The sequence below is a fragment of the Bradyrhizobium sp. USDA 4474 genome (assembly GCF_054057515.1).
In genome coordinates this window covers 78,446-101,472 of record NZ_JBSRZJ010000001.1, presented here as the reverse complement: position 1 = coordinate 101,472, position 23,027 = coordinate 78,446, and the positions used below count along the sequence as shown (strand labels likewise).

Here is a 23,027-nt window from a genome sequence, read left to right as displayed (position 1 = left end):
AGGGATTGCCCGTTTCGATATACGAACCACTTGGACCCGGCCAATCGTGGTCCCTTGTCGCCCTCCTCTTCCAAGCTCAAGGCCCCGGAGGCCGCCTCGCCATCGTAGTCGGCAGCCGCTTGCATCTGGTGTTCCTCTGTTGGACCCTGCAGCCTACTCCAAATTGCAGGCTCTCGTGCGCATCATGCGAGATTCTGGCGCGTTGCTAACGACCGGAACCGATTTGACCAACCCTTGGATAATTCCGGGCGAAAGCCTTCATCAGGAGTTTGAGTTGCTAGTGGCAGCCGGGCTTTCGCCATCCCAGGTGTCTGGCGAGAACGCCGCCCGCGCACTGCGCTCGAGGGACGTTGGCTTGATCGAGCCGGGAAGAGTGGCTGATCTCGTACTGCTTACGACCAATCCTTTGAACAACATCGCCAACACACGGTCGATCCAATGGTTATGAAAGGCGGAGAAATGGTTTCCCGTGGTCCTCCTCGATAGGCGGAGGCGATCGTAAGTCTGACGCTTGAAAAGAGAGATGGTCAGCGCCGGCATAGGATTATCCCGTCACGACATATTGCGCTGCCGCAAGGCGGCGCACTTATCGGTGGATCGCGCGGCCAGTCTATGAGTAAAGGACTAGCACTACTTTGGCAGATTCTTGATTTTGCCGTGCTTTATAGGATTCCCGAATCAATATTTCTCAAGCGTGTCATCGTCATCGGCACGATTCCCTGATGCTCATGACCGACGCATCGACAGCTGCGTCATCCGGACCCAGACGCCTTTGCGTGCCGAGGACTTCACCGCATCGATGAACTTCACGCCTGCCAGGCCATCCTCAACGGTCGGGAAGATGATCGCCGGATCGGGCTTTATGCGCCCGCAAAGTTCGATACCCGACCAAAATTCATCTCTCCTTGGTGGTTCCAGGGGACATGGCGCGCACTCGTCGGCAAGCGTGTCTCGGGACTGCAAGCGTCAGAACGGACCCTTGTCCCATACAAGCGCATAGGCGAGCCCGACGCCCGGCTTCGCGACAGGCGGCTAGACGCGACAAGGCCCAACGTGCCACCGGCCGACGAGCGGCCCTAGCAACGCGGTTCTGCCAAAACCCTCGAACACCAGGGAACGAATCAGCTTGACGGCGTTGAGTCCGCATGTGTGCCGTGGCGTTGCGTCAGTCTGGTTCGGGAGTATGGCGCGTCGCTGGCGCCCGCAAAGCTGCTATTCCAGGTTACGTAGAGCCGTGTGATCCCACGTTGCGCGAGCATGCGCCACGCGGGAGGGATTGGGCCTACGAGATCAAAGCCGACGGATACCGCGCGCAACTGCATCTTCAGGATCGGGTTGTCACCGTCTATTCTCGCACGGGGCTCGATTGGACCGAGCAGTTTTCCTCGATCGCAGCCGCGGCTCATAAGCTGAAGGCGAAGAGCGCGATCATCGACGGTGAGGCGGTCGTCTACGGCAGCAGCGGCCTGTCCGATTTCCAGCAGCTCCGGCGCGAGCTCGGCCCCAAACGCAGCGAGCGTGTGCGCTATCACGCCTTCGATCTCCTGTACCTCGACGGTTACGATCTGCGCGACGCGGCATATGAGGATCGCAAGCGTCTACTGCAGGAGCTTCTGAAGGACGCTCCGCACACCTTCATCTACGTCGAGGCTCTCGAGGCCGATGGAGACGAGATCTTCGCCAACGGCTGCAAGCTCGGCTTGGAAGGCCTCGTCGCCAAGCGGTTCGGTCGGCCCTACCGCTCGGGCCGGCAGGAGACCTGGATCAAGCTCAAATGTAAGAAGAGCGAGACGTTTCCGATCGTCGCGTTCGTGGAAAAACTGGGAGCACATCCGCGCAAGATCGCCTCGCTCTACGTCGGGCGGCGCCAGAACGGCAGGCTCGTCTACGCGGGCAAGGTTCGGACCGGGTACACGGAAACGAGCGCGCGCGAACTGCGCGAGCGGCTGGATCCGCTAATCCGGCGGACATCGGCCCTCGATGTCCGGATCAAAAAGCCGAAGGCGACTTGGGTCGAACCGGCGATGGATGTCGAAGTGGAGTATGGCGCGATCACAGATGACGGCCTGCTCCGCGAAGCAGTCTTCAAAGGGCTTCGAGACGATCTGGCATTGCGGAAGGTCAAAGCCCCCCGGCTTGTGCCCTCCTCTGTCGGACGGCCAAAGCTCGGCGTGCCCAAGGAAAACATCCTCCAGCTTCTTCCCGACGCGGTCGTGCCCTCCAAGGAACAGTTGACGTATTATTGGAAGCGAGTTTGGAAGAAAGCACTGCCGCATCTCGGCCACCGCCCGCTCAAGCTCGTGCGGCACGTGCACGGCACGACCTTTTACCACAAGGGGCCGCTTCCGAACGAGATTCCGGGGGGCGTGCATCAGCTTCGCATTCGGAAGCGCGAGGGTGGCGAAGGCACGCGCTTGTGGGTCAACACCCTTGATGGCTTTCTCGGACTGGTGCAGATGGGCGTCGTCGAGCTGCACCCGTGGAATTCAACCGTGGAGGACTTCGAGCACGCTGATCGCATCGTCATCGACCTCGACCCTGGCGAGGGCGTTGAATGGAAGGTCCTTACTGAAGCCGCGCTTGAGCTGCGCGCGCTGATGAAGCGCGAAGGGCTTGACACCTGGCCCAAGCTGACCGGGGGCAAGGGTGTTCATCTGATGGCGCCGCTCAATGAGCCAATACTGCACGATCAGGCGCATCGCATCGCGCGCGGACTTTGCTCCGAGTTCGCGGCGCGCAATCCCAATCGCTACACCCTTTCGGCGCAGGCAAATCGCAGCAACCGGATCTTCCTCGATTATCTGCGCAACGGACGCGGCACTACCGCGATCGGCACCTATTCGCCGCGGGCGCGCCACGGATTTCCGATTGCTGCACCTGTAACCTGGACACGCATCGAAAATGGGATCAGGCCGGACGCGTTCACAATGGAGAGCCCGCTCCGGGCGAAGAACGCATCGCCGCGGCTTTCGAGGACGAGATCACTCGCGCAGCGGACCCATTACTTCAAGGACTGATCGCGCACGCTTGTCCAGGCTGCTGGCGCCGGTGCCTGTCGCCATACTCGCCCGACCTCAACCCGACCGAAGAGCCAACTCCAAGATCAAAGTGGATGAGGCAAGCTCAGAAGCGCACCATCGAGGACAGTTGGAGTCGGTCACCTCATCCAAGAAATCCAGCCGTGCGAATGCGCCAATTATTCGCCAACTCCGGTTGTGCTTCAGTCAAAATGTGAAACACTCTAGCCGCGTCGCGTTTTCGTATTCCAGACGTCGACAAACAGCAGTCGCGCGCGATCACCGCCGGCGAGCAAGACGTCTGTCCCGGCCATTTCGCTCACGTTACCGGCTACGGGTTCGCCTGCTCGCAAACATTAAGCAGCCGTAAACGAATAAACGCCGTATGTGACTTTCGACATCTGAACAGAATTAGACCAAATGAGGGACCACTCAGGTGATCAAAATCGTTGACGACTAATCCGGCCTGCATGTCGTTCCTCCTTCGAGGAGGACGTCATTCTGACTTTGCACAGGTCGTCGTCGCTGTGCCGAGCAAATCGCGCTTGCGGCCTGCGGGTTCACTGTCGGGCCGCGTGGCTCTCTTTACGGCAGAGTAGCGCGCTTGCCCGTTTTGGGGTGTCGACCCGCAAGCCTGAGGAATTTAAAGATGTGTGGGGTGAGCGGTGATCGGGTTGTTTCGTCGGTCAAGGTTTCGATGGTCGACATTGTCGTGTTCCTCGGCCATTTCTTGTGGCGCACCCACGCCGTTCTCGATTGGCATGTCTGACCGAAGGGCGTCGTCGCTTGAGCGCCGCCTCGCTCTTACCCCCGCAACAGCCGGTTACGACTTTCTTCCCCTGGCCGCTGCGCGCCCATTCCTCGCGCAAGCCAAGAAAGTCGTGCCCTGGCTGCCCTCTACTGCGTGCCGGCCCCTTCGGCGTGCGGGTCGATCGCCTCCGGTCTGTCGCCAGCCATCGAGGCCGCGATGGGCGGCCCGGGAAACTGAAAGGACACGACAATGGCGACCATCGGCACCTTCACCTCGACCGGTAACGGCTTCTCCGGCACGGTTCGCACCCTCGCTCTCAATGCCAAAGCCAAGCTGGTTCGCGTCGAGAATCCCTCCGACAAGGGACCGCACTTCCGCATCTTCGCCGGCAATGTCGAGCTGGGAGCGGCTTGGCAGAAGAGCGCCAGGGACACCGAGCGCGATTACCTCTCGGTCAAGCTGGACGATCCGAGCTTCCCGGCTCCGATCTATGCCACCCTGATCGAGGTGGAGGGCCAGGACGGCCTACAGCTCATCTGGTCCCGCCCGAATCGGGATTGAGGGCCCACAGCAATGGCTCCGCCGAAAGGCGGGGCCATTTGCCCGCTGTCACAGCCTCGGCTCACGGAGCCGTGATAGTCTCTGGTGCATGTCATTCAAATGTATTTCATCTGGATACGAATAAGGAGGTCGCTATGGCTTCGAATGCCTGTCCAGACCCGCATCGATGCGGACGTGAAGGAAAAGGCCACTGCGGTTCTGGAAAACATGGGTCTCACGGTATCCGACGCCGTGCGGATCCTGCTGACGCGCACGGCCAATGAAGGGATGCTTCCGCTGGAGCTCGTGAGCAACAGCCAAGCTTACGATACCTGGTTTCGTGAGAAGGTGCGCCAGGCGTTGGCCGACACGCGGCCTGATATCGATGATTTCGAGGCCGAAGCGCATTTCGCACAACGCCGTGCCGCTGCGCTTCGAAAAGCGCCGGAGCAGGAACGGTGAAACTAGTCTGGTCGCGCTTCGCGTTGTCCGATCGCGACAGCATTTTCAGCTACATCGAGGCCGAGAATCCTCGTGCCGCGGTCCATGTCGACGAACCGATTGCGAATGCCGCGCGGCTTCCGGATAGCGGTCGGCCGGGGCGTGTCGCTGGGACGCGCGAGTTGGTCATTCCGCGTACTCTTATGTCGCGGCGTACCTGGTCGACGGCGATACAAGTTTCGATTTCTTGCCTATGTCGTAGCTGGGCTACGATAAGTACGGTCAAACTAAGGCTCAAGCCCTCGTCTCGCGTGCCGGACGAATAAAGGCCTTGGTCAGCGTCTCGAGCCGGAGTTTTCGTCACACCCTCTGGCGCTGGAAACGGCCGCTGCTGGATTTCAACCGCGCGGCTTTTTTGTTGGTGCATTTTTAATTTGGACGAGACGGCCTTTCTGCCGAGCGTTCACAACACGGGCTTTCGCCTCTACAGGACGCCCCACGCCCGGTAGCGTCCGCGCCCGGTCGCCTCGCGCAGGCCGAGCTCGGCGACCAGGTTTTGGGCAGCACGGGGAGTGATCCCAAGTTCCGCCGCGATCATGCCCGCCGAAACGATCGGCCTCGTCAGCACGTAGTCGAGGAGAGCCGGCAGTTTTGAAGTGGTGCGACGGCCGGCGAGTTTTCGGGCGAGCAGGTTTCTGGTCATCAGCCAGCGGTCGTGATCCTTGCGGCCAGACTCGGCGGCGGCCGTCATGGCCTCGAGCTGCACGACCAAACGCGCTGCGGCCTCGCGTGGCCGCCGGCGCTCACGCGGAATGTTTTTCAGCCCAGCATGCAGGCACGGCAGATGGGATCGCGTTTTGCCGCGGTCCCTCAACAATGCTGCGGCGAGCAGGCGGCCGAGCCAAGGCGTGTGCTCGAGCGGTTCGATCTCACCCCAGGCGTCGGCGGCAATCGCCCCCGCCAGGGTCGGCGGCAAGCCGCGAGTCTGGTCGACCACATCGCGCCACTGATCGAGGCGTTCCTCCTCATCCCAGTCGGGATCGTAGATGAGAGAATCCCGCTCCGGCCGAAACCGAGTCTCGTCGGCAAGCCTCCGCTCCGCCCTGGTGTTCGCTGCGTCGACCGCGTCGAAAGCGGCGGCCAGATGGGGATCGGTCTCGCGGAGACCGAGGGGCAATTCGAGACCCACCTCCTCCCGCTCGCGAGCCTCGTCGATCTCAAAACCTCCCTCACCTTCCTTCCACTTGCTCGTCTCCTGCTCTCGTTCGCCCCGCCCGCGGAGGCTCGAGAGCCCTCGAGCTGACAACGCCCATTCGGGTTTCGCCTCGGCGATGCGCCGACGGGCGCGCAGCACGGCGTGGGCGCGAGTCAGCTCATGGGTAGGAGCGCGAACGTCCATGCCGGCATCGTGGAGCACGAGGTCATCGAGGTGGACAAGTTCGCCGTCCAGCCACAAACTGGCGCAGGCATCGGTGAAGTGTGTCCGGCTGATTGCGCCGTCACGGATTGGGCTTTTGGCCAGCCGCTCGTCGAAGCGAGCCACGGCGTCCTCGGCGGCAGCGAGCGGTCCGACGAGCTGGGCCCAAGGCAGTGGATCGGGGATTTTGTAGGTCGGCAGCAAGGCCCTGATAAACCTTAGGGAGAAGCAGCGAAACGGAAACTAACACGGCTTTAGCTTCCGTCATAGCGATGTCGGTTCCGGACAGTCCACGATTGAATTTCGGCTAGCAAATTAGCGCTTCGGCCGACCTCGACCCAGACTCTTCGCCGCGCTGGCGCCAAACCGCCGAGAAGATGCGCCGCTGGTCAGGTCCCCTGCCCTCTACCGGACGCCTTCGGCCGCCGTCCGCGCTCAGATGTCCTCGTTGGTCAGGTCGACTGTCCGAACGTCGCGGTCACGGCTATCGGGCTGGCTCCCCGCGAATCAGCGTTCATTACTTCTGCCACGCTCAGACTCGGTCCGATAGTAGCGCTTGTCAGGCCGCCTCGATGTCGGTCTGCGGAAAATCCGCGCCCTTGAACATCAACGGTTCGCCAAGATATCGGGCGCAGGCGTAGGCAAAACAGTCCCCGAAATTGAGCCGCGCCGGGTGTCGGCCCTTGCCGAAGCGGTCGAAGGCGTCGAGCGCGATGCGGGCTGTTTCGGGCGCAACGTTCACCATTTTAATTTCGATCAGCGCGAGATAACTCTCGACCGCTTCGGCCGCCGCGGTGATCGGCAGATCGAGCACGCGGGCGATAGCAATCGCCGCCTCCCAGACGGCCAGCGGCGAAGTCAGCCGGGTTGTGCTTTGCTGCACGCGGGCCAGCAACTCGCGCGCCTCATCTTCGTCGGTCAGCATCGCGGTGAGCGCCGAAGCGTCAATGAACATCAGGAATCCTCGTACAGGCTGTCGCGGAACGCCTTGTCAGCAGGCTTGCCGCTCTGCGGATTGCCTCTAGCCCGGAGATCGCGACAGAACTGTACGCCCAGGTCGACCAAGGTTGGCTTACCCTGCTCACGCTCCAGCTCATGGGCGAGCGCCGTATGCACGGCCTCGGTGAGGCCAATCTTCTTGAGCGCAGCGACCCTGCGTGCCAGCGCGTCGGTCTCGGGATTCTTAATATGGAAAGCCATCGGGCGCTCCTCTATCCGCCAACGTGTATCCTTATATAGCACGTCGGATACACCACTTGAAGGCCAACCCCAATTGCTCGCCAAGGCTTGCTCACGACGCCTAGCGGCATTCTGATGTTTGAGGCCGCCTTTGACTTTTCCTCGGACCAGTACGCTCAACGGTCTGTTTGGAATTTCCGGGGGTTCTGTGCTGCGTCCAGCCCCGTCGCGACGGCGGCCAAGGCTGTGCGACCTTGAGATTCGCTGGATTGGGTTGCCGGGTCCGGACTGGCCCCCTAGGGCGCGGAATGAATCTCTGCTTGAAAAGAGCGTCTGCTCTCCAGATTCCAACCGTGCACTTGAGGCTCAGAATTTTCACCGGCTTGTTGACCGCGGTCAACTTTTGATGGTCGGGCGCGCACAGGCAGGGCGTGTAGGTGCTATGATACCGAAATGCCAAAGCGGATGCGGGGGGCCTGCGGGCATGAGCTGCTGCCTTCCCTCCTCGGATTACGACGGTGTTCGGCTTTCTGCACCGAGCAAAAGTTGACCGCGGTCAACTTTCCAATGCACTACATTACGCGATCCTTCCCTCGCTAGACGTTGGTGCGTGGAGCCGTCCACATCTGAACCGGGTTGCAAAATCGGCAATCTGGGGCCAGGGGTTCTTTGACTAGCAGGCCTGAGCCGACCGAAAATCATAAACTCCGAGATTGGCCTGGCGGACATCTCCGATCAGAGCTGGGTGGGCATGATAAAAGCCTGCCGGCCCTTACCGCTGAATGCTCTTTGGAATTCGATTCTCATGGGGCGCATCGACCGCGGGCAGGCAAAAGATACGAGCGTCGCCTGGGCGGTCCGAATGAGCATCTCGAAAAATTCGCCTAGCAAAGAGTTTGGCTCGTGGTCATCGTCCAATTTCACACTGGCGCGAGACTAGATCCGAACGCCTTTTCGGTCGGCCGATCGATGATGGTGATGAGGTTCTGCGCTGTCTCGCCGTCCGCATGGCAACGTCTCGCAGTTGGCCCAGACGATGCGGGGAGAGCGGCCCGAACACTCGCCAAAGCGGGCTCAGCCCGCGAAGAAAGTTGGTGACGCCCCGTAGAGTTTGCACTTCACCGCTGCAACGGATCGGAAGTCTTCGATAGAAGCGATGCCGAGAAAAATGCCATCGCTCGCGATCCAAGATTTCCTTTCGCAGACAAAGACAGCATTGAGCTGGCAGCAGCCTATCGTTCGGCGGCAGAAATCTTCTATGCTTATCCATGGCTTCTGAACGTACAGGGCCTTCCACGGCAGCACGCTGGCGGCTTAGGAGGCGCAATTTTGTAGCCAAATGGGGCCGAGTGACCGCGTCGGGCAGGGGTGCTCAAGGTGTTCGACGTCGACCAGTCTGGCCGAGACCACTTCTCAGATAGGTGACGGCGATTGCGGGTGAGCTTCGCCGAACATGGGAGCGCCACGCACCGCATTGTTGCTATTCGTTGAAGTCGCGATGCATGTAGAACTCGGCCTTTGCGCGACTGGTTCGTTGGCCTAGCCCCAGCCGTCCCGTAGTCCTTAATCTCTCGTTAACCCTTTCTTCATTGCCGAGCGGTAGAGAATCGGAGTTACTAACGCCGAATGTAGAGTTTTCGGCAAAATGTCGTAACCACGAGATGCCGCCGTGTCTTTGACAGAACAAACTGTCGCCGATTATTCGGCGTTAAATGAGCCTCGCGCGATCCATGAACTGATCGCTGCGGACGCTCGCGAGCTATCCGCGAAACTTGTCGCCCACAGACTGAAACTCTTCCCGCCGAAAGCCGCAAAAACCTTACGTCGATTCTCGTCCGGCGAAGCGGCCAAGTTGATCGGCGTGAACGACTCCTATTTGCGGCAGTTGTCGCTCGAGAAGAAGGGGCCCGATCCCGAGATCGGGCCGGCCGGCCGACGTCTCTATTCCCTGGGCGACATCCAGGCCCTTCGGACTTATCTCGACGAGACCGGAAAGGCCTCGCGCCGATATCTGCCGACGCGCGGGGAAGGGGAGCATCTGCAGGTCATAGCTGTCGTTAACTTCAAGGGCGGTAGCGGCAAGACCACCAGTGCGGCGCACTTGGCCCAGCATCTCGCCTTGCAGGGATATCGCGTTCTTGCCGTCGACCTCGATCCCCAAGCGTCCTTGTCGGCTCTGCATGGATACCAGCCCGAATTCGACGTCGAAGAGAACGGCACCTTGTATGGCGCCATCCGCTACGACGACAGCCGACGCGAATTGAGCGACATCATCCGACGGACCTACTTCCCGCTCCTGGATATCGTGCCAGCGAACATCGAACTGATGGAATTCGAGCACGAGACGCCCAAGGCTTTGGCCCAGCGGCAGTCCGGAGATCCACTCTTCTTCGCAAGGGTGGCGACGGTGCTCGGGTCGGTGGAGGCGAACTACGACGCCGTTGTCATTGATTGTCCGCCCCAGCTGGGATTCCTCACGCTGTCGGCACTATGCGCCGCGACCGCAGTCCTCATCCCGGTGCATCCCCAGATGCTCGACGTGATGTCGATGTCGCAGTTTCTTCTGATGACCTCGGACTTGTTGGAAGTCGTCGCGAAAGCCGGCGGCAACATGAATTACGATTGGATGAGATATCTCGTTACCCGCTACGAACCCGGCGACGGTCCGCAGGCGCAGATGGTCGGCTTCATGAGATCGCTTTTCGGCGACCGCATGATCACAAACATGATGCTGAAAAGCACCGCAATCAGCGACGCCGGCATCACCAAGCAAACCCTCTACGAGGTGCCGCGCGAACAGTTCACGCGATCGACCTACGACCGCGCGATGGAGTCGCTCGACGGCGTCAATGGGGAGATCCAGAACCTCATGCAAGCGGCCTGGGGGAGAGCCTGATGGGACGCAAGAACCTACTCAGCGATCTGCTGAGCGATGCCAAGCCGGCCGCTCCTAGCGCGCCGCCGGCGGAGGAGGGGAGGGCACCCCACCCGACCCTCGGTGGGCGTGGCGTCGTCGGAGCCATGAGTCGGTCGCTTGAGCGATTGACGGCCGAGAGCGAAGCGGCGAGAGCGCTGGCCGATCGGTTCGCCAATGGCGAGACAGTGCTCGAAATCGATGCCTCGCTGATCGACGCATCTATCGTGACCGACCGGATGCCTGGTACGGACGAGGAGCATGAGGCTCTGGTCCAATCGATCTCCGCCAACGGCCAGCTCGTTCCCGTTCTACTGCGTCCTCATCCAAGTCAGCCGGCCCGCTACCAAACGGCTTACGGTCATCGCCGGGTGCGGGCGCTGAAGGCACTCGGACGGCCGGTCCGTGCGGTCATCAGGAAGATGACCGACGAAGAGCTCGTGGTGGCGCAAGGCAAGGAGAACGGCGAACGGAAGGATCTTTCGTTCATCGAGAGGGCAATCTACGCCGTCACTCTCGAGGACCGCGAGTTCAAGCGTGACACGATCGGCTCCGCCCTCAGCGTCGATAAGACCGAACTTTCCCGCCTGATCTCGGTCGGTCGCGCCATTCCGCGTGCGCTGATCGAGGCAATCGGCCCCGCCCCGAAAACTGGCCGGAGACGGTGGATGGAGCTCGAAGCCTTGCTCCAGGGCAAGGATGCAATCGGCGACTTGGCGCCGCTGATCTCGAACCAGGCCTTTCGCAGTAAAGATTCCGATGCGCGCTTCCTTGCCGTATGCGCAGCGCTTGCGCCCAGGCCGCAGCGAGCGGAACCTGAGCCTTGGACATCTGCCGACGGCAAGGCAGTCGCCTCGATCGACCGCAAAACGGAAAAGACCACCCTTGCGGTAAACGAGAAGGTTGCCCCAGGCTTCGGCGAATTCGTCGTAGGACGGCTAGGTGAACTCTACGTGGAGTACCTCAAGGGAACTGCGTAAGCGCGCTTCCCGAGACTCCTTGAGAACATGGCGCAGCCAGCAAGAAGGCTTGCCGCGCGATCAGTAGGCGTATCGATTTTCAACAGAGGAGTAGAACGCAAAGAAAAAGGCCCCCGAAACGTCTCCGCCCGGAAGCCTTCTCTAACGTGTAAGCAGCCTTAGAGAATCACGGACGCGAATCCCAGTCAAGCGTATTTGCTGCGGTATCGATTCGCCGAGCGCTTTTTCTTTGCCTGAAAAGGCGAAGAACATGATCGACAGTCACCCAACGACGCCCTTCGGGCGGCGCGCGCTGACGCTTGCCATGATGGCGAGCCAGGCGGCCGCGAAGGCATGCCCTGAAGACAGAGTAGTTCACAAGTGGAAGATCTTCCGCGCGATCACCGATGCGAGGGAGCGGCTCGATATCTCGGATCGTGCGTTGACCGTGCTCAACGGCTTGCTGACGTGTCTACCGGAGACGGCTCTCACCCCTGGCAACCTCGTTGTCTTTCCCTCGAACGCGTCTCTGAGCGAGCGCACGCACGGGATGGCTGGGACCACGCTCCGCCGACATCTCTTCGCGCTGGTCAACGCGGGACTCATCATCCGCCGCGATAGCCCCAATGGAAAGCGATACGCTCGGCGATCTGGCGATGGCACAATCGAGCAGGCGTTCGGGTTCGATCTGACGCCGATCGTGGCGCGGGCCGATGAGTTCGATCGTCTGGCCGAGGAGGTAAGGATCGAGCGTCGCGCTGTCGCCTTGGCGCGGGAGCGTGTCTCGATACTCCGGCGGGATATAGCCAAGATGATTGCCGTCGCGGCGGAGGAGGGGGCCCAGGGCGACTGGGGGGATGTCCGGAGGCGCTTCGCAGGCCTCAGTGGCCGCTTGCCACGACTGGTCGGTCTAGGCCTCCTCGAACCTCTTGCCGAAAGCCTGGAGCGCCTTGCCGCAGAGGCGGGCAAGCTGTTGGATTCACATCTCTCTGCACAGAAAACGGACGGCAATGACAACCATTCTGGCGCGCACTATCAGAATTCAAATCCAGACCCCTTTATTGAACTTGAACCAGCCTCTCAAGAAGGCACGGGGCCGATCGGTGAGACCCAACCGGTGCCGGAGAGGAGGAGCCAACAGACGACGGGATTTCCGTTGGGGATGGTCCTCAAGGCTTGCCCTGACATCGCGATGTACTCGCGGACAGGGATCGGAAGCTGGCCCGAATTCATCGCGACGGCCGCGGTCGTTCGATCGGCGCTGGGGGTCAGCCCGAGCGCCTGGGAAGACGCCGTGGACGCGATGGGGGAGGGCGATGCAGCGGTCACCGTCGCCGCGATCCTGCAACGGTCGGCCGAAATCAAAAGTCCCGGCGGCTATCTACGGGGTCTGACGGCTAAAGCTAGGGCCGGGAACTATTCCATCGGACCGCAGATCATGGCGCTCTGGAAGAAGCAAAAGATTGCAAATCATGGACAGGCTTCCTAGCAGCGAGCGGGCGTTCCGACGCCCTGCGACTGGCGACTGCGTCTCAGGAACGGCGAGACGCGAACTGCACTGCGGGCGCGATTGAAGTGTTCGATGGTTCGATAGAAGCGATGCCGCTGCCGGAGGGCGCGGGAGGCGGTGCGATGTGAAGGAAGGAGACGGGGAGCGCCAGAACATAGAGTAACGGCGCGCCCACGATGTGGCGGTGAAGCAGCCCACGATCTGCACTGCGACCTTTCGCTAGGACTAGCCGGAGCCGGCGAACAGCACCGTTGGTGGCGTTGCGCGTTGCGGCGGGATGGACCGTCCGCCTGGTGATCCTGGTTTGCTCTTGAGATCGTATCGCTGGGCCAGGTCGAGTAGTCGCCGCCTGGTGAACGGGTCCGCGTTCTCGGCCAGATCGCGCGCCCGCTTCGCGAAGCTCCTATAAAAATCTTCCACGACGCCACCCCCGCAACATCACTGAAAACCGGATTTCAGTGCGGGACGCGCTCCGCGTCAAGCGGTCTGGTGCATACGGACAAGTTTTGGCGATCTACTTGTGCTCGCGGCGCACTGGGAGCTGGTTCCGGCAGGGAAAAACCATGACTCCGCTCTACCTGAGCCGGAAGCTGTGCCCGAAGTGCGGGAAACCGATGACGGTTGTGCCCACGACGTCGCGCCGGGCCGGCCGTGCTACGTCTGCTTGGCCTGCGAAGACGATCCGCTGCGCGATCCCGCTGCCCGGAAATGGGCGGAAAGCCGGCTGCGCCCGCCGGCTAAGTAACGTTCGAACCGAAATCGAGCCCGGCAGCCGATCTCTGTTGACGTCGATCGTGCTCACAACCCGCACCAATGCTGTGGCGTTGCAACCCGCACGCCGAGCTTCGTTCGATCGCGCGTGCCGGCGGAATCACCCCGGACTCGGCGGCCGGCAAGTCCAGCGACGCTACCATCTGTCTCACGCCTCGCCGGGCGGTCGCATGGATGCGTAGAGCGGGGCGTTGAATCCACCTGGCGAGACAGGTCACTAGCCTCTTTATCGATCTTGCGACGGCAACTTCGACAGGGGCGCCGACGTTGCTGACAGCGACAAGCTCCATCGCGGGTGATGACTCGGCGCCGAGCTGGCCTGCTCAGGGTGATCTGCGCTTTGTTACTACGCCGTTGCCTTGAAATCCGAATGGCCGGACCGACTCGGGCCGCCTGTTTTCATTCCACGTGTTTTCGCGACGGGCGCACCCATCTGCGTCCTCGATGGAGGCTGGTCTGACCGAAGGTCGATCCCGCTTTGCGGGCTCTCGATCTTGTCCCTGCAACGCCCGCCCTCGACTTTCTTCCCCTGGCGCTGCCCGCCATTCCTCGCGGTCCAAGAAAGTCGCTGCCGGCCGCCCTCCATTCATTTCGGCCCTCCGGGTGCAGGTCGATCGCCTCCGGTCTCACGACCGCCATCGAGGACGCGATAGGCGCGCCCGAGAAAACCAAGGGAATGAGACAATGGCTACCATCGGCACCTTCACCTCCACTGGCAATGGCTTCTCCGGCGCGATCAAGACGCTAAACCTCAACGTCAAGGCCAAGCTGATCCGCGTCGAAAATCCTTCTGACAAGGGACCGCACTTCCGCATCTACTCGGGCAACGTCGAGTTGGGTGCGGCCTGGCAGAAGACCGCCAAGGACACCGAGCGTGACTACCTCTCCGTCAAGCTGGACGATCCGAGCTTCCCCGCTCCGATCTACGCCACCCTGACCGAGGTCGAGGGTACGGAACGCCTCCAACTGATCTGGTCCCGGCCGAACCGGGACTGAGCCTCCCAAGAGGGCTCCGCTGCGAGGCGGGGCCTTCTTCCCTTCGAATGGAGAGAAGCTCATGACGGTCGACACCATCGAGGAACTACGCGCCGAACTGCGCGACTGCCTGTTCGGTCCCGCGGAGCGCAAGGCGCTCGAAGCGCAACTCGTCGAGCTGATCCGGCAACGCAACCAGCCAACCACGTCCGGCGACGCATGGCCCGCCGATCAGCGGTTTTCCACCGCCGGGGCATAGCCACGGCGTCGCTTTGTTCGCTCGAGCCGGTCAAACGCCTCGCCGAGCATCAGCAGGTTGATGTCGCATTTGCGCCCGAGGGCGCCGCGCGGTTCTTACCGTCGTCCAGCTTTGGTCGGCGTCGGCTCCGTCTCGTCTCCCAAACTATACGGAGATTGCGAGGTGACGCTGCCTCAGAACGTGTTGGTTTGAACCAACAGGGCTAGTGGCACACGCATTTGGCTTTCGTTGTCTTGCGTCAACTCCGGTGTGCGCCTGTCCAATCATGCGAACTGACTGCGCGCCCGATGTGGCTCGGTCCCACCTGACTCTTCTGGCAGGGGATTTTGTGCCTGCTTTCAGGATTCTGCTGGTTCGCCATGGGCGTTGGTTCAAACCAACACCCAGGATGAAGAGGCCGGTCAAGTCAGGACCGAGCCGGCAGCCGAAGCACGGTCTGGAGGAACATGGATGGAACGGGCGCAGATGGTTGCACCAAGGTCGGCCCGGTGAACACGATCGTCATCAACAACCAAAAGGGCGGCGTCGGCAAGACGACCCTTGCCGTGCATCTGGCCTGGTTTATGGCGGAAGCGGGCCGCCGGGTTCTGATGATCGATGTTGATGCGCAGGGCAACGCGACCGACACGCTCAAGCAGCATACAGGGTCGATTTCGGCGGCCGCCCTCTTCAAGCCGGCGACCCGGTTTGTCGCTGGGGAAAACAACGGCATCACACTGGCGCCGGCCGACAGCTCTTTGACGGATATCGATCGCGGCAATGCTGCAGCTGTCATGACCCTGCAGCAGAATCTCGCTGAGGCCGCCGGCCGCTTCGATGTCTGCGTGATCGACACCCCGCCATCGCTTGGCCTTCGCAGTGTCGCTTGTTTGGTCGCCGCCTCGCATGTGTTGGCGCCGATTTACCTGGAAGATTATTCCGTAAAGGGCGTCAAAGCCCTGATGCAGACCGTGATCGGTGTGCAACGACGCTACGCTCGTCAGGACACGCGATTCCTCGGCCTGCTGCCGTCGAACTTTAATACCAAGTCGCCGCGTCAACGAACGCACCTAGAGCAGTTGTTGCGCGAAGCGGGCAAGTACGTGTTCCCAGGTCAGATCGTTGCACGGGACGGCTATGCCGAAGCCGTTGCGGAGCGGGTGCCGGTGTGGAGCTTGAAGCGTCGCTCGGCGCAAGAAGCCGGTCGGGAAATCCGCGCGGTTCTCGCCAAGATCGTGGAACGGCTTGATCAGGAGACGACGAATGACGCTTGATCTCAGCTTCAAGGAGCTCGTCGACGTCGCTGCAAACCCTGGCGGCGTAACCGGACGGCCGCTTTTGGTCGCAATCGGCTGCATTGACGAAGACCCCGATCAACCACGCCGCACCTTCGGCGAACAGGAATTGGAGGAGCTCTCCCAATCGATTGCCGAACATGGCGTGCTGCAACCCATCGTGCTTCGCCGTTCTAGTCAAGATGGACGCTACGTCATCGCCATGGGCGCGCGCCGGTACCGCGCCGCGCAGCGCGCCGGGCTGCGAGAAATGCCCGCGTTCATTCAAGACGTCGATTTGCCAGACCGATACGCTCAGATGATCGAGAATATCCAGCGCGATGATTTGCGCGTGCCTGAGATCGCGAGGTTCATCGCAGACCGATTGGACGCCGGCGATACCCAGGCGGAGATCTCGCGCAAGCTCGGCAAGCCAAGAGACTGGGTGTCGCGTTACGCATCGGTCCAAGGTATGCCGCACTTCCTTCGGGCACGGCTTGAGGGCAGTTCGATCCGTGCTCTTTATGAACTCTATCAGGCCTGGCGCACGCACCCCGACGAGATCGAGCGCCGATGCGCGACGCAGGACAGCTTTACCGACGCACAGGCTCGACAACTGGCCCGGGACGTTCGCGGGGAGGGCGTCCGGGCCAATCCACGGAACGAATTACCGGGTGGGCGACTTCGATCCGAAAACTCCGCTCCCCTCCCGGAAGCACTGCTCACGCGCAACGTGGCGGACGACCGCGAAGCGGCAACGGAGCATCAGCCAAAAACTCGCGTCGTTTCGCAATCGAAACCGGCAGCGTCGCTGGCAATCAGGGTTCGGTATCAGGATCGGACCGGGCAGCTCGTTGTCGATCGACCCGCGACCCAGGGCTCCCGTCACGCCGTGGTGTTGGTCGATGGTGCGGACAAAGAAGAGGAGTTTCCGGCGTCGGCGCTCAGCATCGAGGAGATCCTGTCGAGATGAACTCGTTCGACACTTTCGCTGCCGCGGCGACAGACTATCGGCGTGCGCCGGCGGAGCGACTTTCCGATCCGAAGGATGGCGCGTTAGCGCGGCAGCCGAAGGCCGAACGCGCTCCCCACAGCGCCGTAGAGAGGCCGCAGGCTGCTGGAAAGTCGCGGTCCACAGTGCCGGTGTCAGTTAGTGCCTTCGTTTCCTGGCTTGCCGGCGGATCGGTCTTCGCGATGCCTACTCCGCCAAACGAGCGCCCCGAGCAGAGTTCGGCACAGAGGGCAGGGGCCCTCGATCGCCTTACATTGGCGAGCGTTGAATGCAGAGAATGTTGGTTTGAACCAACATCAAGGGACAAATTTTTTGGCTTTCTAGTGCAGGATAGGCTTCGCGCCAGCGATGTATTACATCGCAATTGGGATTGAAGTGCATGGCTCTGATCTCGCTTCGCGTCTCCGACGAAGTCGCGGCGCAGTTCTCCGCTTTTGCGGCTACCCAAGGCGGCAAATCCGCGCTGCTGCGGCGTCTCATTGCTGAGGCCCTAGCTGCACCAGCGCCGCGCATCCTGGCGTTGCCTATCGGACGACCGGAGAAGGTGACGGTGCGGTTTCGCGAGAGCGAGATGCGGCAGCTCGCGGAAGTCTCGCATCAGCGCGGCATGACGCGAACCGGTTGGATCGTCGCGCTGGTGCGCTCACGGCTGGGGTCGCCCGTGCAGCATTCCCCGAACGAGCATGAGGCGCTCCGCGCGATCGTTCGCGAGCTCAACCGGATCGGCGGCAACATCAACCAGATTGCGCGTGCCGCAAACACGAGTGTGCTGCAGGGCAAGGCGGTTGAGCCGGATCTATCAGCAATTCAAGAGGCCAAACTGGTCATCGAAAGAGAGCTCGCGCAATTGCGTGGCACGCTGCACGGCAACGCCGATTATTGGGATGGACGGCGATGAGCCGGCGCTCGCCGCGGCCGACCGGGCTAGCCTCCGATCTTCCGCCGATCTCGTATGTCTGGGAAACGCCCAATCGGCGCCCACGGCGGGCCGAGTGGGATATCCCCGATCCGGCGGTTCCCGGCCGCTTTACGCCGGCGATGCGTGCAAAGCTCGAGCGCCTCGTGCGCCGAGCACCAGAGGTGATGGTCAAGATCACCGGTCGCACCAAGGACGTGGCGCATCTCAAGTCGCACCTTGCATACATCACGCGAAACGGCGAGCTCGATGCGGAAACAGAACAGGGCACGTCGCTGACGCATCGTGCCGGATTGAAAGACCTGCAGCAACGCTGGGAGGATGATGCCGGTCTCGACGACAAGCGCCGCCGCGATGGATCGCTTTCGATCAACATCATTCTGTCGATGCCGGCCGGTACTGATGCCATCGCACTCAAAGATTCGGCCCGGGCGTTTGCCATTGAGACATTCGGCTATAATCACGACTATGTCTTCGTCCAGCACCTCGACAACAAGCATCCCCATGTGCACTTGACCGTTCGGTCTTTGGGCCAGGACGGCAAGCGCCTCAACCCCCGGAAGGCGGATCTTCAGGCCTGGCGGGAACGGTTTGCGGGCGAACTCAGGCTTCGAGGGATCTCGGCGGAGGCAACGCCGCGGCGCACCCGTGGACGGATTCGAAAGGCCGATCGCGGGGCGGTCCGCGCGATGCGCAAACGTAAGATCACGCCCGAGGTTGATCGGCTCGCCCGTAAGGAGGTGCTTTCGGAAGTGAGGGGTGGCAGGGCCGCCAAGCATCCTTGGGACGAACAGATTAAGTCCCGTCAGGACGTCATCCGGCGTCGATATCTCGATTATGCCGCCGAGCTGCAGCGCTCTGAAGCGCCAGCAGATCACGAGTTGGCTCGCCAGGTTCGCCAATTCGTCGACGACATGCCTGCTCTCGAAACCCGACGACATGCACTGAAGAACGAGCTTTCGGAGTTGGCCGCTAGCCGGCGTCGAGACGCGAAGCAGGACGTTGATGCAGTCGGGCACGACAAAACACGAGGCGACGAGCCGACCCGATAGGCGAGTGGGGGAATGATAATCCGGGGTAGGAGGTTCCGGTCCCTCCCCGACCAGATCCAGCGTAATCCCTTGATTCCCAGACTTGGTCGCGATCGACGCTTCGATGCGAGCGATGTCCGTTGACGTTCCGGAAGCTTGGTCAACCAATCGCGCTTAAACCGCGGTCAGTGTCTTCCTATGCGGGGAGGACTTGGGCGGTGTTAATTCGTCAGGCTCATAACCTGAAGGTCATAGGTTCAAATCCTATCCCCGCAACCAAATAACCCACTGATACAACTGGATTTCTTGAGAAGGCCGCTCAGAGAGCGGCCTTCTTGTGTGTGGGCGGTAGCCACCGAGTAGCCACGGAGCGGGTGTGCGAGCCATCTGCCCCCGTCCTCACTGCTGCTTATGGGGTATTGGGGCTCGGCTCGTTCAGGATTTGAGAGCCACGTAGTCGTCGGAAAATCGCCTCTGGTTGCCATTCCGCTCGCAAGGCGAAAGCTTCGAGTCTCAGTTTGAATTTATGCCGTCCAAGTGCGGTGGCGCCTTTCCGGAGGGACGGCAAAGGAAAGCAGCTTTGGCTCGCACTCCGAAATTTTTACGTGAACGAATTTCAGGCAAAAATCGAGCTTGTCTAAAAGCTCTTCCGCCGCTGCTACTACGTCCGACATCCCGGAAAGTGAGCGATGATGGTAAACCGCGTTTCTTGCCTCGCGCACCTTCTCAAACTTCGCACTGAAATCAGCGGTGCTGAGGGGATGGAATCTCGATGAAAAAACTGACCAATGGTCCTCAACAAGCTGTCTGATATGGTTCAGATGGCAATCATGCATGAACTCATATCCATTCAACATCCCGTCGATAGGGCCATTTGGGAATTTCTTCCCTTCAATGTCCAAGATTACGGCGCCAATCCGGAACGCTGCATGTCGCGCCAGCGGGACGGTTCCGATGTGGGTAATATTTTTAGCCCGACCACCCCGCTTAAGCTCTTCGTAAATGGCCCGCCACCATCTGGCATGCTTGTAATGATGCTCCAAAGTAACCGCGACGGTGGAGCGCAGCGCGTTTTCAAACGAATGAAAGACAGGGAAAAGCTGCGCATGAACGTCAGCTCCGGCGCGCTCTCCAACTGCAACGCCTCGAGGAGCTGCTCGCGATCAGCATCATCCGGTATTGTATTTTGCGCTACAATCCCTTATCTTGGGCGTGCATGGAAGGAGGTGGCAATGGCTAGTAGCGTAGAGCGTAAGGAATACCCGATCTCGATGCGTCTGCCGGAGGCAGACGTCGCGATGATCGACCGTGCTGCGAGCTTGCGTGGACGCTCGCGCACCGACTTCGTGCGCGATGCTGCGGTGAGGGCCGCCGAGGAAGTCGTGATGGAAAACCGCCTCATCCGCATGACCCCCGAAGGGTTCGAGGAATTCATGGCGGTCCTGTCTGCCCCCGCCGTGCCGGTTCCCGAAATGGTGGAATTGGCCAAGAGGCCTGCGCCCTGGGAGCCCGGCTACATCGCAAAGCAGTGAGCCGTGGTCCTATCGGCTCCCGAACCACTGACTGCCAGCCACGATGTATCCGAATTTTCGTGCGGCAAGCCGACACTCGACCATTGGCTTAAGACCCGCGCGCTCTCCAATCAGGAGAAGGGTTTCACCGCCGTGCTTGTCGTTCATGAGGCGGGGCGTGTCGTTGGGTACTACGGTCTTGCACCGACGGCGGTCGTACCATCGGTGCTTCCACGAGCCATTCGCACCGGACAGCCGCCTGATCCGGTTCCGTGCCTGCTGCTCGGACAGCTTGCCACTGACACCCGCTGGGCTGGACTCGGCATCGGCACGGGTCTCGTAAAGCACGCGCTCCAACGCTGCGTGCGGGGTGCAGCGTTGGTCGGCGGTCGCGCGCTCATGGTCAACGCCGTCGATGCCGAAGCCGCCGAGTTCTGGAAACGGCGCGGCTTTGTCGCGTCGAGGGACGATGCTCTCATCCTTTTCCGATCGATCGCAGCGATCGCCGCTTCGGTTGCGGCTGAACAGTCATAGGAGCGCAGATTGAACGATCCAATCGTGCGGGGCGACTATGGGACATCATGAGTCCCATGTTCGCGTTCAATATCGGCATGAGCCTCTTTCTTGAACGCAAGCAGCGGAAGCTAGTCCTGATCGATAACAAGACGGACACGCCATTCCATCACCGGGGATCAGCCAATCATAAACTTGCGCGGAGACGGCATCCGGCCTCCGACTGAGCTCTGTTTTTATTATCCGGTCTCTCCCCGTTCGGCCCTTCTGCTGCCGGAAGCCAATGAACAGCCCGCCTTCTCGTCCGCGAGCCTGACTGCGGCGCAGGTTGGAGAGCTAAATCAGGAGATGCGTCGAGCCTCTCACAGTCAGCTCTTTGGGCAGACCAGGGATTCGTTGCTTCTCGTAAAGGCCTAGCATCGTTGTTGGAGCTGTTTAAAAGTGAATGACGAGAGGGCAAGGTTCGGCGTGCAATGCGACCGCGAACTGCCCGCTTCTGGTTACGCGCTTGACGTGAACAGCCGGCCGAAGTCTGCATGCGATCCTGGGCGGCTCGCGCGCGGATGCACTGTAAACAGGCTGGGAGAGGGATCATCCAGCTTTTCGTTCGACCTCAACAGCGTTCTCCAACAACGGAGTATCTAGGCTGGGAATATCCGGCATGGCCTTACCGGCAATTGCCTGCAGGTCGCCGACCATGCCTACGGTCGAATCGATGACGGCCAGGATTTGAGTTTCCCGCTTGGCCCATTGCCGGCCCATAAACTTGCGCTCCTTGTCGAGATCCTCGCGCATATCGTTGAATTTCTCGACGACAGCTTCGACCCGCTGCCGAAACTTCGTGCCGGTCAAGTAGTGATAAACCTGCTCCATCTTCGTCTGTTGTCCCTGCTGCACCATGCGGGAACTGCAGACATCGATGAGTGCCTGACGAAGAGCGACCGCTACGGGGAGGGCGCAGCGTGGATGCGCAACCCACACACCGTCGACCAAGTCGAATTGCTCGACATGCTTCGGCAACGTATGCGAGATGATCAGAGCGACGTCGGCGCCGGAACGACGCTGGTCGTCGCGCAATTTGGCGAGCCACCCGTCACTCCACGCCTTGGTGCGCTTGGTTTCCCAAAGGATGATGCCGGCAGATTGGCCAATAGCACCATTCACCTGTTGGATAACGTCCGCCCCAAGCTCACCTTTGCCAACCGGCTCAATCGAATCGGTTGGAAAACGTCCGCGGAGAAGCTCTTCGAGCTCGACCTCGAGAACCTCCCCTTGAGATTGCTGTGATCCCTGTTCGGCCTTGCGCTTAAGCTCCTCGATCGTGCGTGTCATCGACTCGATGGTCTGGTCTTTTTCGGCAACGCGCAAGCGCGCAGCCTCGTCGGCTTCCTGCCTGGCCTTGATCTGGATTTCACTGATTGAGGCCTGGACGCGCTTCTCTATCGTCAGGTCGAACTCGCGCTTTTCCTCTTCGAGCGCCCGCTGCTGCCGCATCAGTTCAGCCTGCTGCTTTTGGGCCTCGGCGAGCTTCGCGTTGTTGGAGAGCAGGGTGGCTCGTAGCTCCGCAGCTTCGGCCTCCTTCGCCTGCAGCTCGGCCGCGGCCGCCTCCCGCGCCTTCTTGCTTTCGGTCGCGACCAGCTGGGCGCGTTCGGAAGTCAATCGCTTCGCAACCTGGCCTTCGATTTGCTCGCGGTCCTTCGCTACCTGCTCGCGTTCCAGCCGCAGCGCCTCGGTCTTGCGCTCCATCTCGGCATCTTTGTTGGCCAGTTGTTGTTGAAAGCGCTGACGGGTTTCAGCGAGGAGGGGGGCCGCCAGCGACTCAGTCAGCCGGATCTCGTGATTGCAGTTGGGGCAATGCAGGGTCGCCTCGTGCGAAGCGCCGGTTGCTTTGAAACTCATGAATTCCCTTCCATCATTGCAACCGGATTGAACATGATCTGTGCGCGATTGCGATGTCGCTCGGCTCAATGTCCACATACGCGTCGTCGATTTCGACTTGGCCGGCGGGTTTTCCACCGACATGTCGATCTACCCGAACGCTTTCATGGAGGAGCTCAA

At 60.9% G+C, this 23,027-nt stretch carries 19 protein-coding genes, 1 tRNA gene and 3 pseudogenes; 18 read left to right on the top strand and 5 right to left on the bottom strand.

What is annotated here, in order from left to right:
- Positions 1-46 precede the first annotated feature (46 nt).
- The 6 genes and pseudogenes from ACVW16_RS00460 to ACVW16_RS00435 all read left to right on the top strand — a co-directional run bounded on the left by ACVW16_RS00460 (position 47) and on the right by ACVW16_RS00435 (position 5,011).
- Positions 47-448 (top strand): amidohydrolase family protein, encoded by a 402-nt coding sequence (locus ACVW16_RS00460; protein ID WP_456705408.1) that lies wholly within the window; start codon positions 47-49, stop codon positions 446-448.
- 697 nt (positions 449-1,145) lie between these two features.
- Positions 1,146-3,017 (top strand): DNA ligase D, encoded by a 1,872-nt coding sequence (ligD, locus tag ACVW16_RS00455; RefSeq protein WP_456705409.1) that lies wholly within the window; start codon positions 1,146-1,148, stop codon positions 3,015-3,017.
- Positions 3,018-3,052: 35 nt separating this feature from the next.
- Positions 3,053-3,235, top strand: a pseudogene (locus ACVW16_RS00450) (IS630 family transposase); the annotation flags it as partial.
- 782 nt (positions 3,236-4,017) lie between these two features.
- Positions 4,018-4,329 (top strand): DUF736 domain-containing protein, encoded by a 312-nt coding sequence (locus tag ACVW16_RS00445; protein ID WP_456705410.1) that lies wholly within the window; start codon positions 4,018-4,020, stop codon positions 4,327-4,329.
- A 134-nt stretch (positions 4,330-4,463) separates the two neighbouring features.
- Positions 4,464-4,770, top strand: a pseudogene (locus ACVW16_RS00440) (type II toxin-antitoxin system RelB/DinJ family antitoxin).
- Positions 4,767-5,011, top strand: a pseudogene (locus ACVW16_RS00435) (type II toxin-antitoxin system RelE/ParE family toxin). The pseudogenes ACVW16_RS00440 and ACVW16_RS00435 overlap by 4 nt, the downstream one beginning before the upstream one ends.
- 222 nt (positions 5,012-5,233) lie before the next feature.
- Here the strand turns inward: ACVW16_RS00435 and ACVW16_RS00430 are convergent.
- The 3 genes from ACVW16_RS00430 to ACVW16_RS00420 all read right to left on the bottom strand — a co-directional run bounded on the left by ACVW16_RS00430 (position 5,234) and on the right by ACVW16_RS00420 (position 7,366).
- Positions 5,234-6,370 (bottom strand): RHE_PE00001 family protein, encoded by a 1,137-nt coding sequence (locus ACVW16_RS00430; protein WP_456802173.1) that lies wholly within the window; start codon positions 6,368-6,370, stop codon positions 5,234-5,236.
- 355 nt (positions 6,371-6,725) lie between these two features.
- Complete coding sequence (locus tag ACVW16_RS00425; RefSeq protein WP_456705412.1) at positions 6,726-7,121, bottom strand: type II toxin-antitoxin system VapC family toxin; 396 nt, start codon at positions 7,119-7,121, stop codon at positions 6,726-6,728.
- On the bottom strand, positions 7,121-7,366 hold the full coding sequence (locus ACVW16_RS00420) for a type II toxin-antitoxin system VapB family antitoxin (RefSeq protein WP_456705413.1): 246 nt from the start codon (positions 7,364-7,366) through the stop codon (positions 7,121-7,123). Before ACVW16_RS00420 ends, ACVW16_RS00425 begins: the two co-directional genes overlap by 1 nt.
- Positions 7,367-9,020: 1,654 nt before the next feature.
- Between ACVW16_RS00420 and repA the strand changes: the two genes are divergently transcribed.
- From repA to repC, 3 genes are all read left to right on the top strand, one after another.
- Positions 9,021-10,241: a plasmid partitioning protein RepA gene (repA, locus tag ACVW16_RS00415; RefSeq protein ID WP_456705544.1), complete on the top strand. Its 1,221-nt coding sequence runs from the start codon at positions 9,021-9,023 to the stop codon at positions 10,239-10,241.
- Positions 10,241-11,239 (top strand): plasmid partitioning protein RepB, encoded by a 999-nt coding sequence (repB, locus tag ACVW16_RS00410; protein WP_456802172.1) that lies wholly within the window; start codon positions 10,241-10,243, stop codon positions 11,237-11,239. The genes repA and repB overlap by 1 nt, the downstream gene beginning before the upstream one ends.
- Positions 11,240-11,492: 253 nt before the next feature.
- Complete coding sequence (gene repC / locus ACVW16_RS00405; RefSeq protein WP_456705545.1) at positions 11,493-12,707, top strand: plasmid replication protein RepC; 1,215 nt, start codon at positions 11,493-11,495, stop codon at positions 12,705-12,707.
- Positions 12,708-12,953: 246 nt separating this feature from the next.
- On the opposite strand, the gene ACVW16_RS00400 is transcribed toward repC, so the two are convergent.
- Positions 12,954-13,148 (bottom strand): hypothetical protein, encoded by a 195-nt coding sequence (locus tag ACVW16_RS00400; RefSeq protein WP_456739135.1) that lies wholly within the window; start codon positions 13,146-13,148, stop codon positions 12,954-12,956.
- A 1,035-nt stretch (positions 13,149-14,183) separates the two neighbouring features.
- Here ACVW16_RS00400 and ACVW16_RS00395 point away from each other — a divergent pair.
- The 9 genes from ACVW16_RS00395 to ACVW16_RS00355 all read left to right on the top strand — a co-directional run bounded on the left by ACVW16_RS00395 (position 14,184) and on the right by ACVW16_RS00355 (position 20,990).
- Complete coding sequence (locus ACVW16_RS00395; RefSeq protein WP_456705416.1) at positions 14,184-14,495, top strand: DUF736 domain-containing protein; 312 nt, start codon at positions 14,184-14,186, stop codon at positions 14,493-14,495.
- A gap of 61 nt (positions 14,496-14,556) precedes the next feature.
- Entirely contained in the window at positions 14,557-14,733 is a 177-nt protein-coding gene (locus tag ACVW16_RS00390) for a hypothetical protein (RefSeq protein ID WP_456705417.1), read from the top strand.
- A 446-nt stretch (positions 14,734-15,179) separates the two neighbouring features.
- Complete coding sequence (locus tag ACVW16_RS00385; protein WP_456705418.1) at positions 15,180-15,986, top strand: ParA family protein; 807 nt, start codon at positions 15,180-15,182, stop codon at positions 15,984-15,986.
- The gene (locus ACVW16_RS00380) at positions 15,976-16,959 is read left to right on the top strand and encodes a ParB/RepB/Spo0J family partition protein (protein ID WP_456802171.1); all 984 of its coding nucleotides are present in this window, start codon (positions 15,976-15,978) and stop codon (positions 16,957-16,959) included. Before ACVW16_RS00385 ends, ACVW16_RS00380 begins: the two co-directional genes overlap by 11 nt.
- 418 nt (positions 16,960-17,377) lie before the next feature.
- Positions 17,378-17,896 (top strand): plasmid mobilization protein, encoded by a 519-nt coding sequence (locus ACVW16_RS00375; RefSeq protein ID WP_456705420.1) that lies wholly within the window; start codon positions 17,378-17,380, stop codon positions 17,894-17,896.
- Positions 17,893-18,966 carry a relaxase/mobilization nuclease domain-containing protein gene (locus ACVW16_RS00370; protein ID WP_456802170.1) on the top strand — a complete coding sequence of 358 codons (1,074 nt, stop codon included), beginning with the start codon at positions 17,893-17,895 and terminating at the stop codon, positions 18,964-18,966. The genes ACVW16_RS00375 and ACVW16_RS00370 overlap by 4 nt, the downstream gene beginning before the upstream one ends.
- Before the next feature lie 178 nt (positions 18,967-19,144).
- Positions 19,145-19,224, top strand: a tRNA-Met gene (locus ACVW16_RS00365).
- A gap of 509 nt (positions 19,225-19,733) precedes the next feature.
- Positions 19,734-20,477, top strand: a complete 744-nt coding sequence (locus tag ACVW16_RS00360) for a type II toxin-antitoxin system TacA family antitoxin (RefSeq protein ID WP_456705422.1) — start codon at positions 19,734-19,736, stop codon at positions 20,475-20,477.
- A 3-nt stretch (positions 20,478-20,480) separates the two neighbouring features.
- On the top strand, positions 20,481-20,990 hold the full coding sequence (locus ACVW16_RS00355; protein ID WP_456705423.1) for a GNAT family N-acetyltransferase: 510 nt from the start codon (positions 20,481-20,483) through the stop codon (positions 20,988-20,990).
- A gap of 570 nt (positions 20,991-21,560) precedes the next feature.
- Here ACVW16_RS00355 and ACVW16_RS00350 read toward each other — a convergent pair.
- On the bottom strand, positions 21,561-22,868 hold the full coding sequence (locus ACVW16_RS00350) for a DUF2130 domain-containing protein (protein ID WP_456705424.1): 1,308 nt from the start codon (positions 22,866-22,868) through the stop codon (positions 21,561-21,563).
- Between the last annotated feature and the right edge of the window lie 159 nt (positions 22,869-23,027).

Bases quoted from the DNA above. Each gene is read 5' to 3' on its own strand.
- ligD (WP_456705409.1), top strand. From the start codon at position 1,146: ATGTGTGCCGTGGCGTTGCGTCAGTCTGGTTCGGGAGTATGGCGCGTC.
- ACVW16_RS00445 (WP_456705410.1), top strand. From the start codon at position 4,018: ATGGCGACCATCGGCACCTTCACCTCGACCGGTAACGGCTTCTCCGGC.
- ACVW16_RS00425 (WP_456705412.1), bottom strand. From the start codon at position 7,121: ATGTTCATTGACGCTTCGGCGCTCACCGCGATGCTGACCGACGAAGAT.
- ACVW16_RS00420 (WP_456705413.1), bottom strand. From the start codon at position 7,366: ATGGCTTTCCATATTAAGAATCCCGAGACCGACGCGCTGGCACGCAGG.
- repB (WP_456802172.1), top strand. From the start codon at position 10,241: ATGGGACGCAAGAACCTACTCAGCGATCTGCTGAGCGATGCCAAGCCG.
- ACVW16_RS00395 (WP_456705416.1), top strand. From the start codon at position 14,184: ATGGCTACCATCGGCACCTTCACCTCCACTGGCAATGGCTTCTCCGGC.
- ACVW16_RS00390 (WP_456705417.1), top strand. From the start codon at position 14,557: ATGACGGTCGACACCATCGAGGAACTACGCGCCGAACTGCGCGACTGC.
- ACVW16_RS00385 (WP_456705418.1), top strand. From the start codon at position 15,180: ATGGATGGAACGGGCGCAGATGGTTGCACCAAGGTCGGCCCGGTGAAC.
- ACVW16_RS00380 (WP_456802171.1), top strand. From the start codon at position 15,976: ATGACGCTTGATCTCAGCTTCAAGGAGCTCGTCGACGTCGCTGCAAAC.
- ACVW16_RS00375 (WP_456705420.1), top strand. From the start codon at position 17,378: ATGGCTCTGATCTCGCTTCGCGTCTCCGACGAAGTCGCGGCGCAGTTC.
- ACVW16_RS00370 (WP_456802170.1), top strand. From the start codon at position 17,893: ATGAGCCGGCGCTCGCCGCGGCCGACCGGGCTAGCCTCCGATCTTCCG.
- ACVW16_RS00360 (WP_456705422.1), top strand. From the start codon at position 19,734: ATGGTCCTCAACAAGCTGTCTGATATGGTTCAGATGGCAATCATGCAT.
- ACVW16_RS00350 (WP_456705424.1), bottom strand. From the start codon at position 22,868: ATGAGTTTCAAAGCAACCGGCGCTTCGCACGAGGCGACCCTGCATTGC.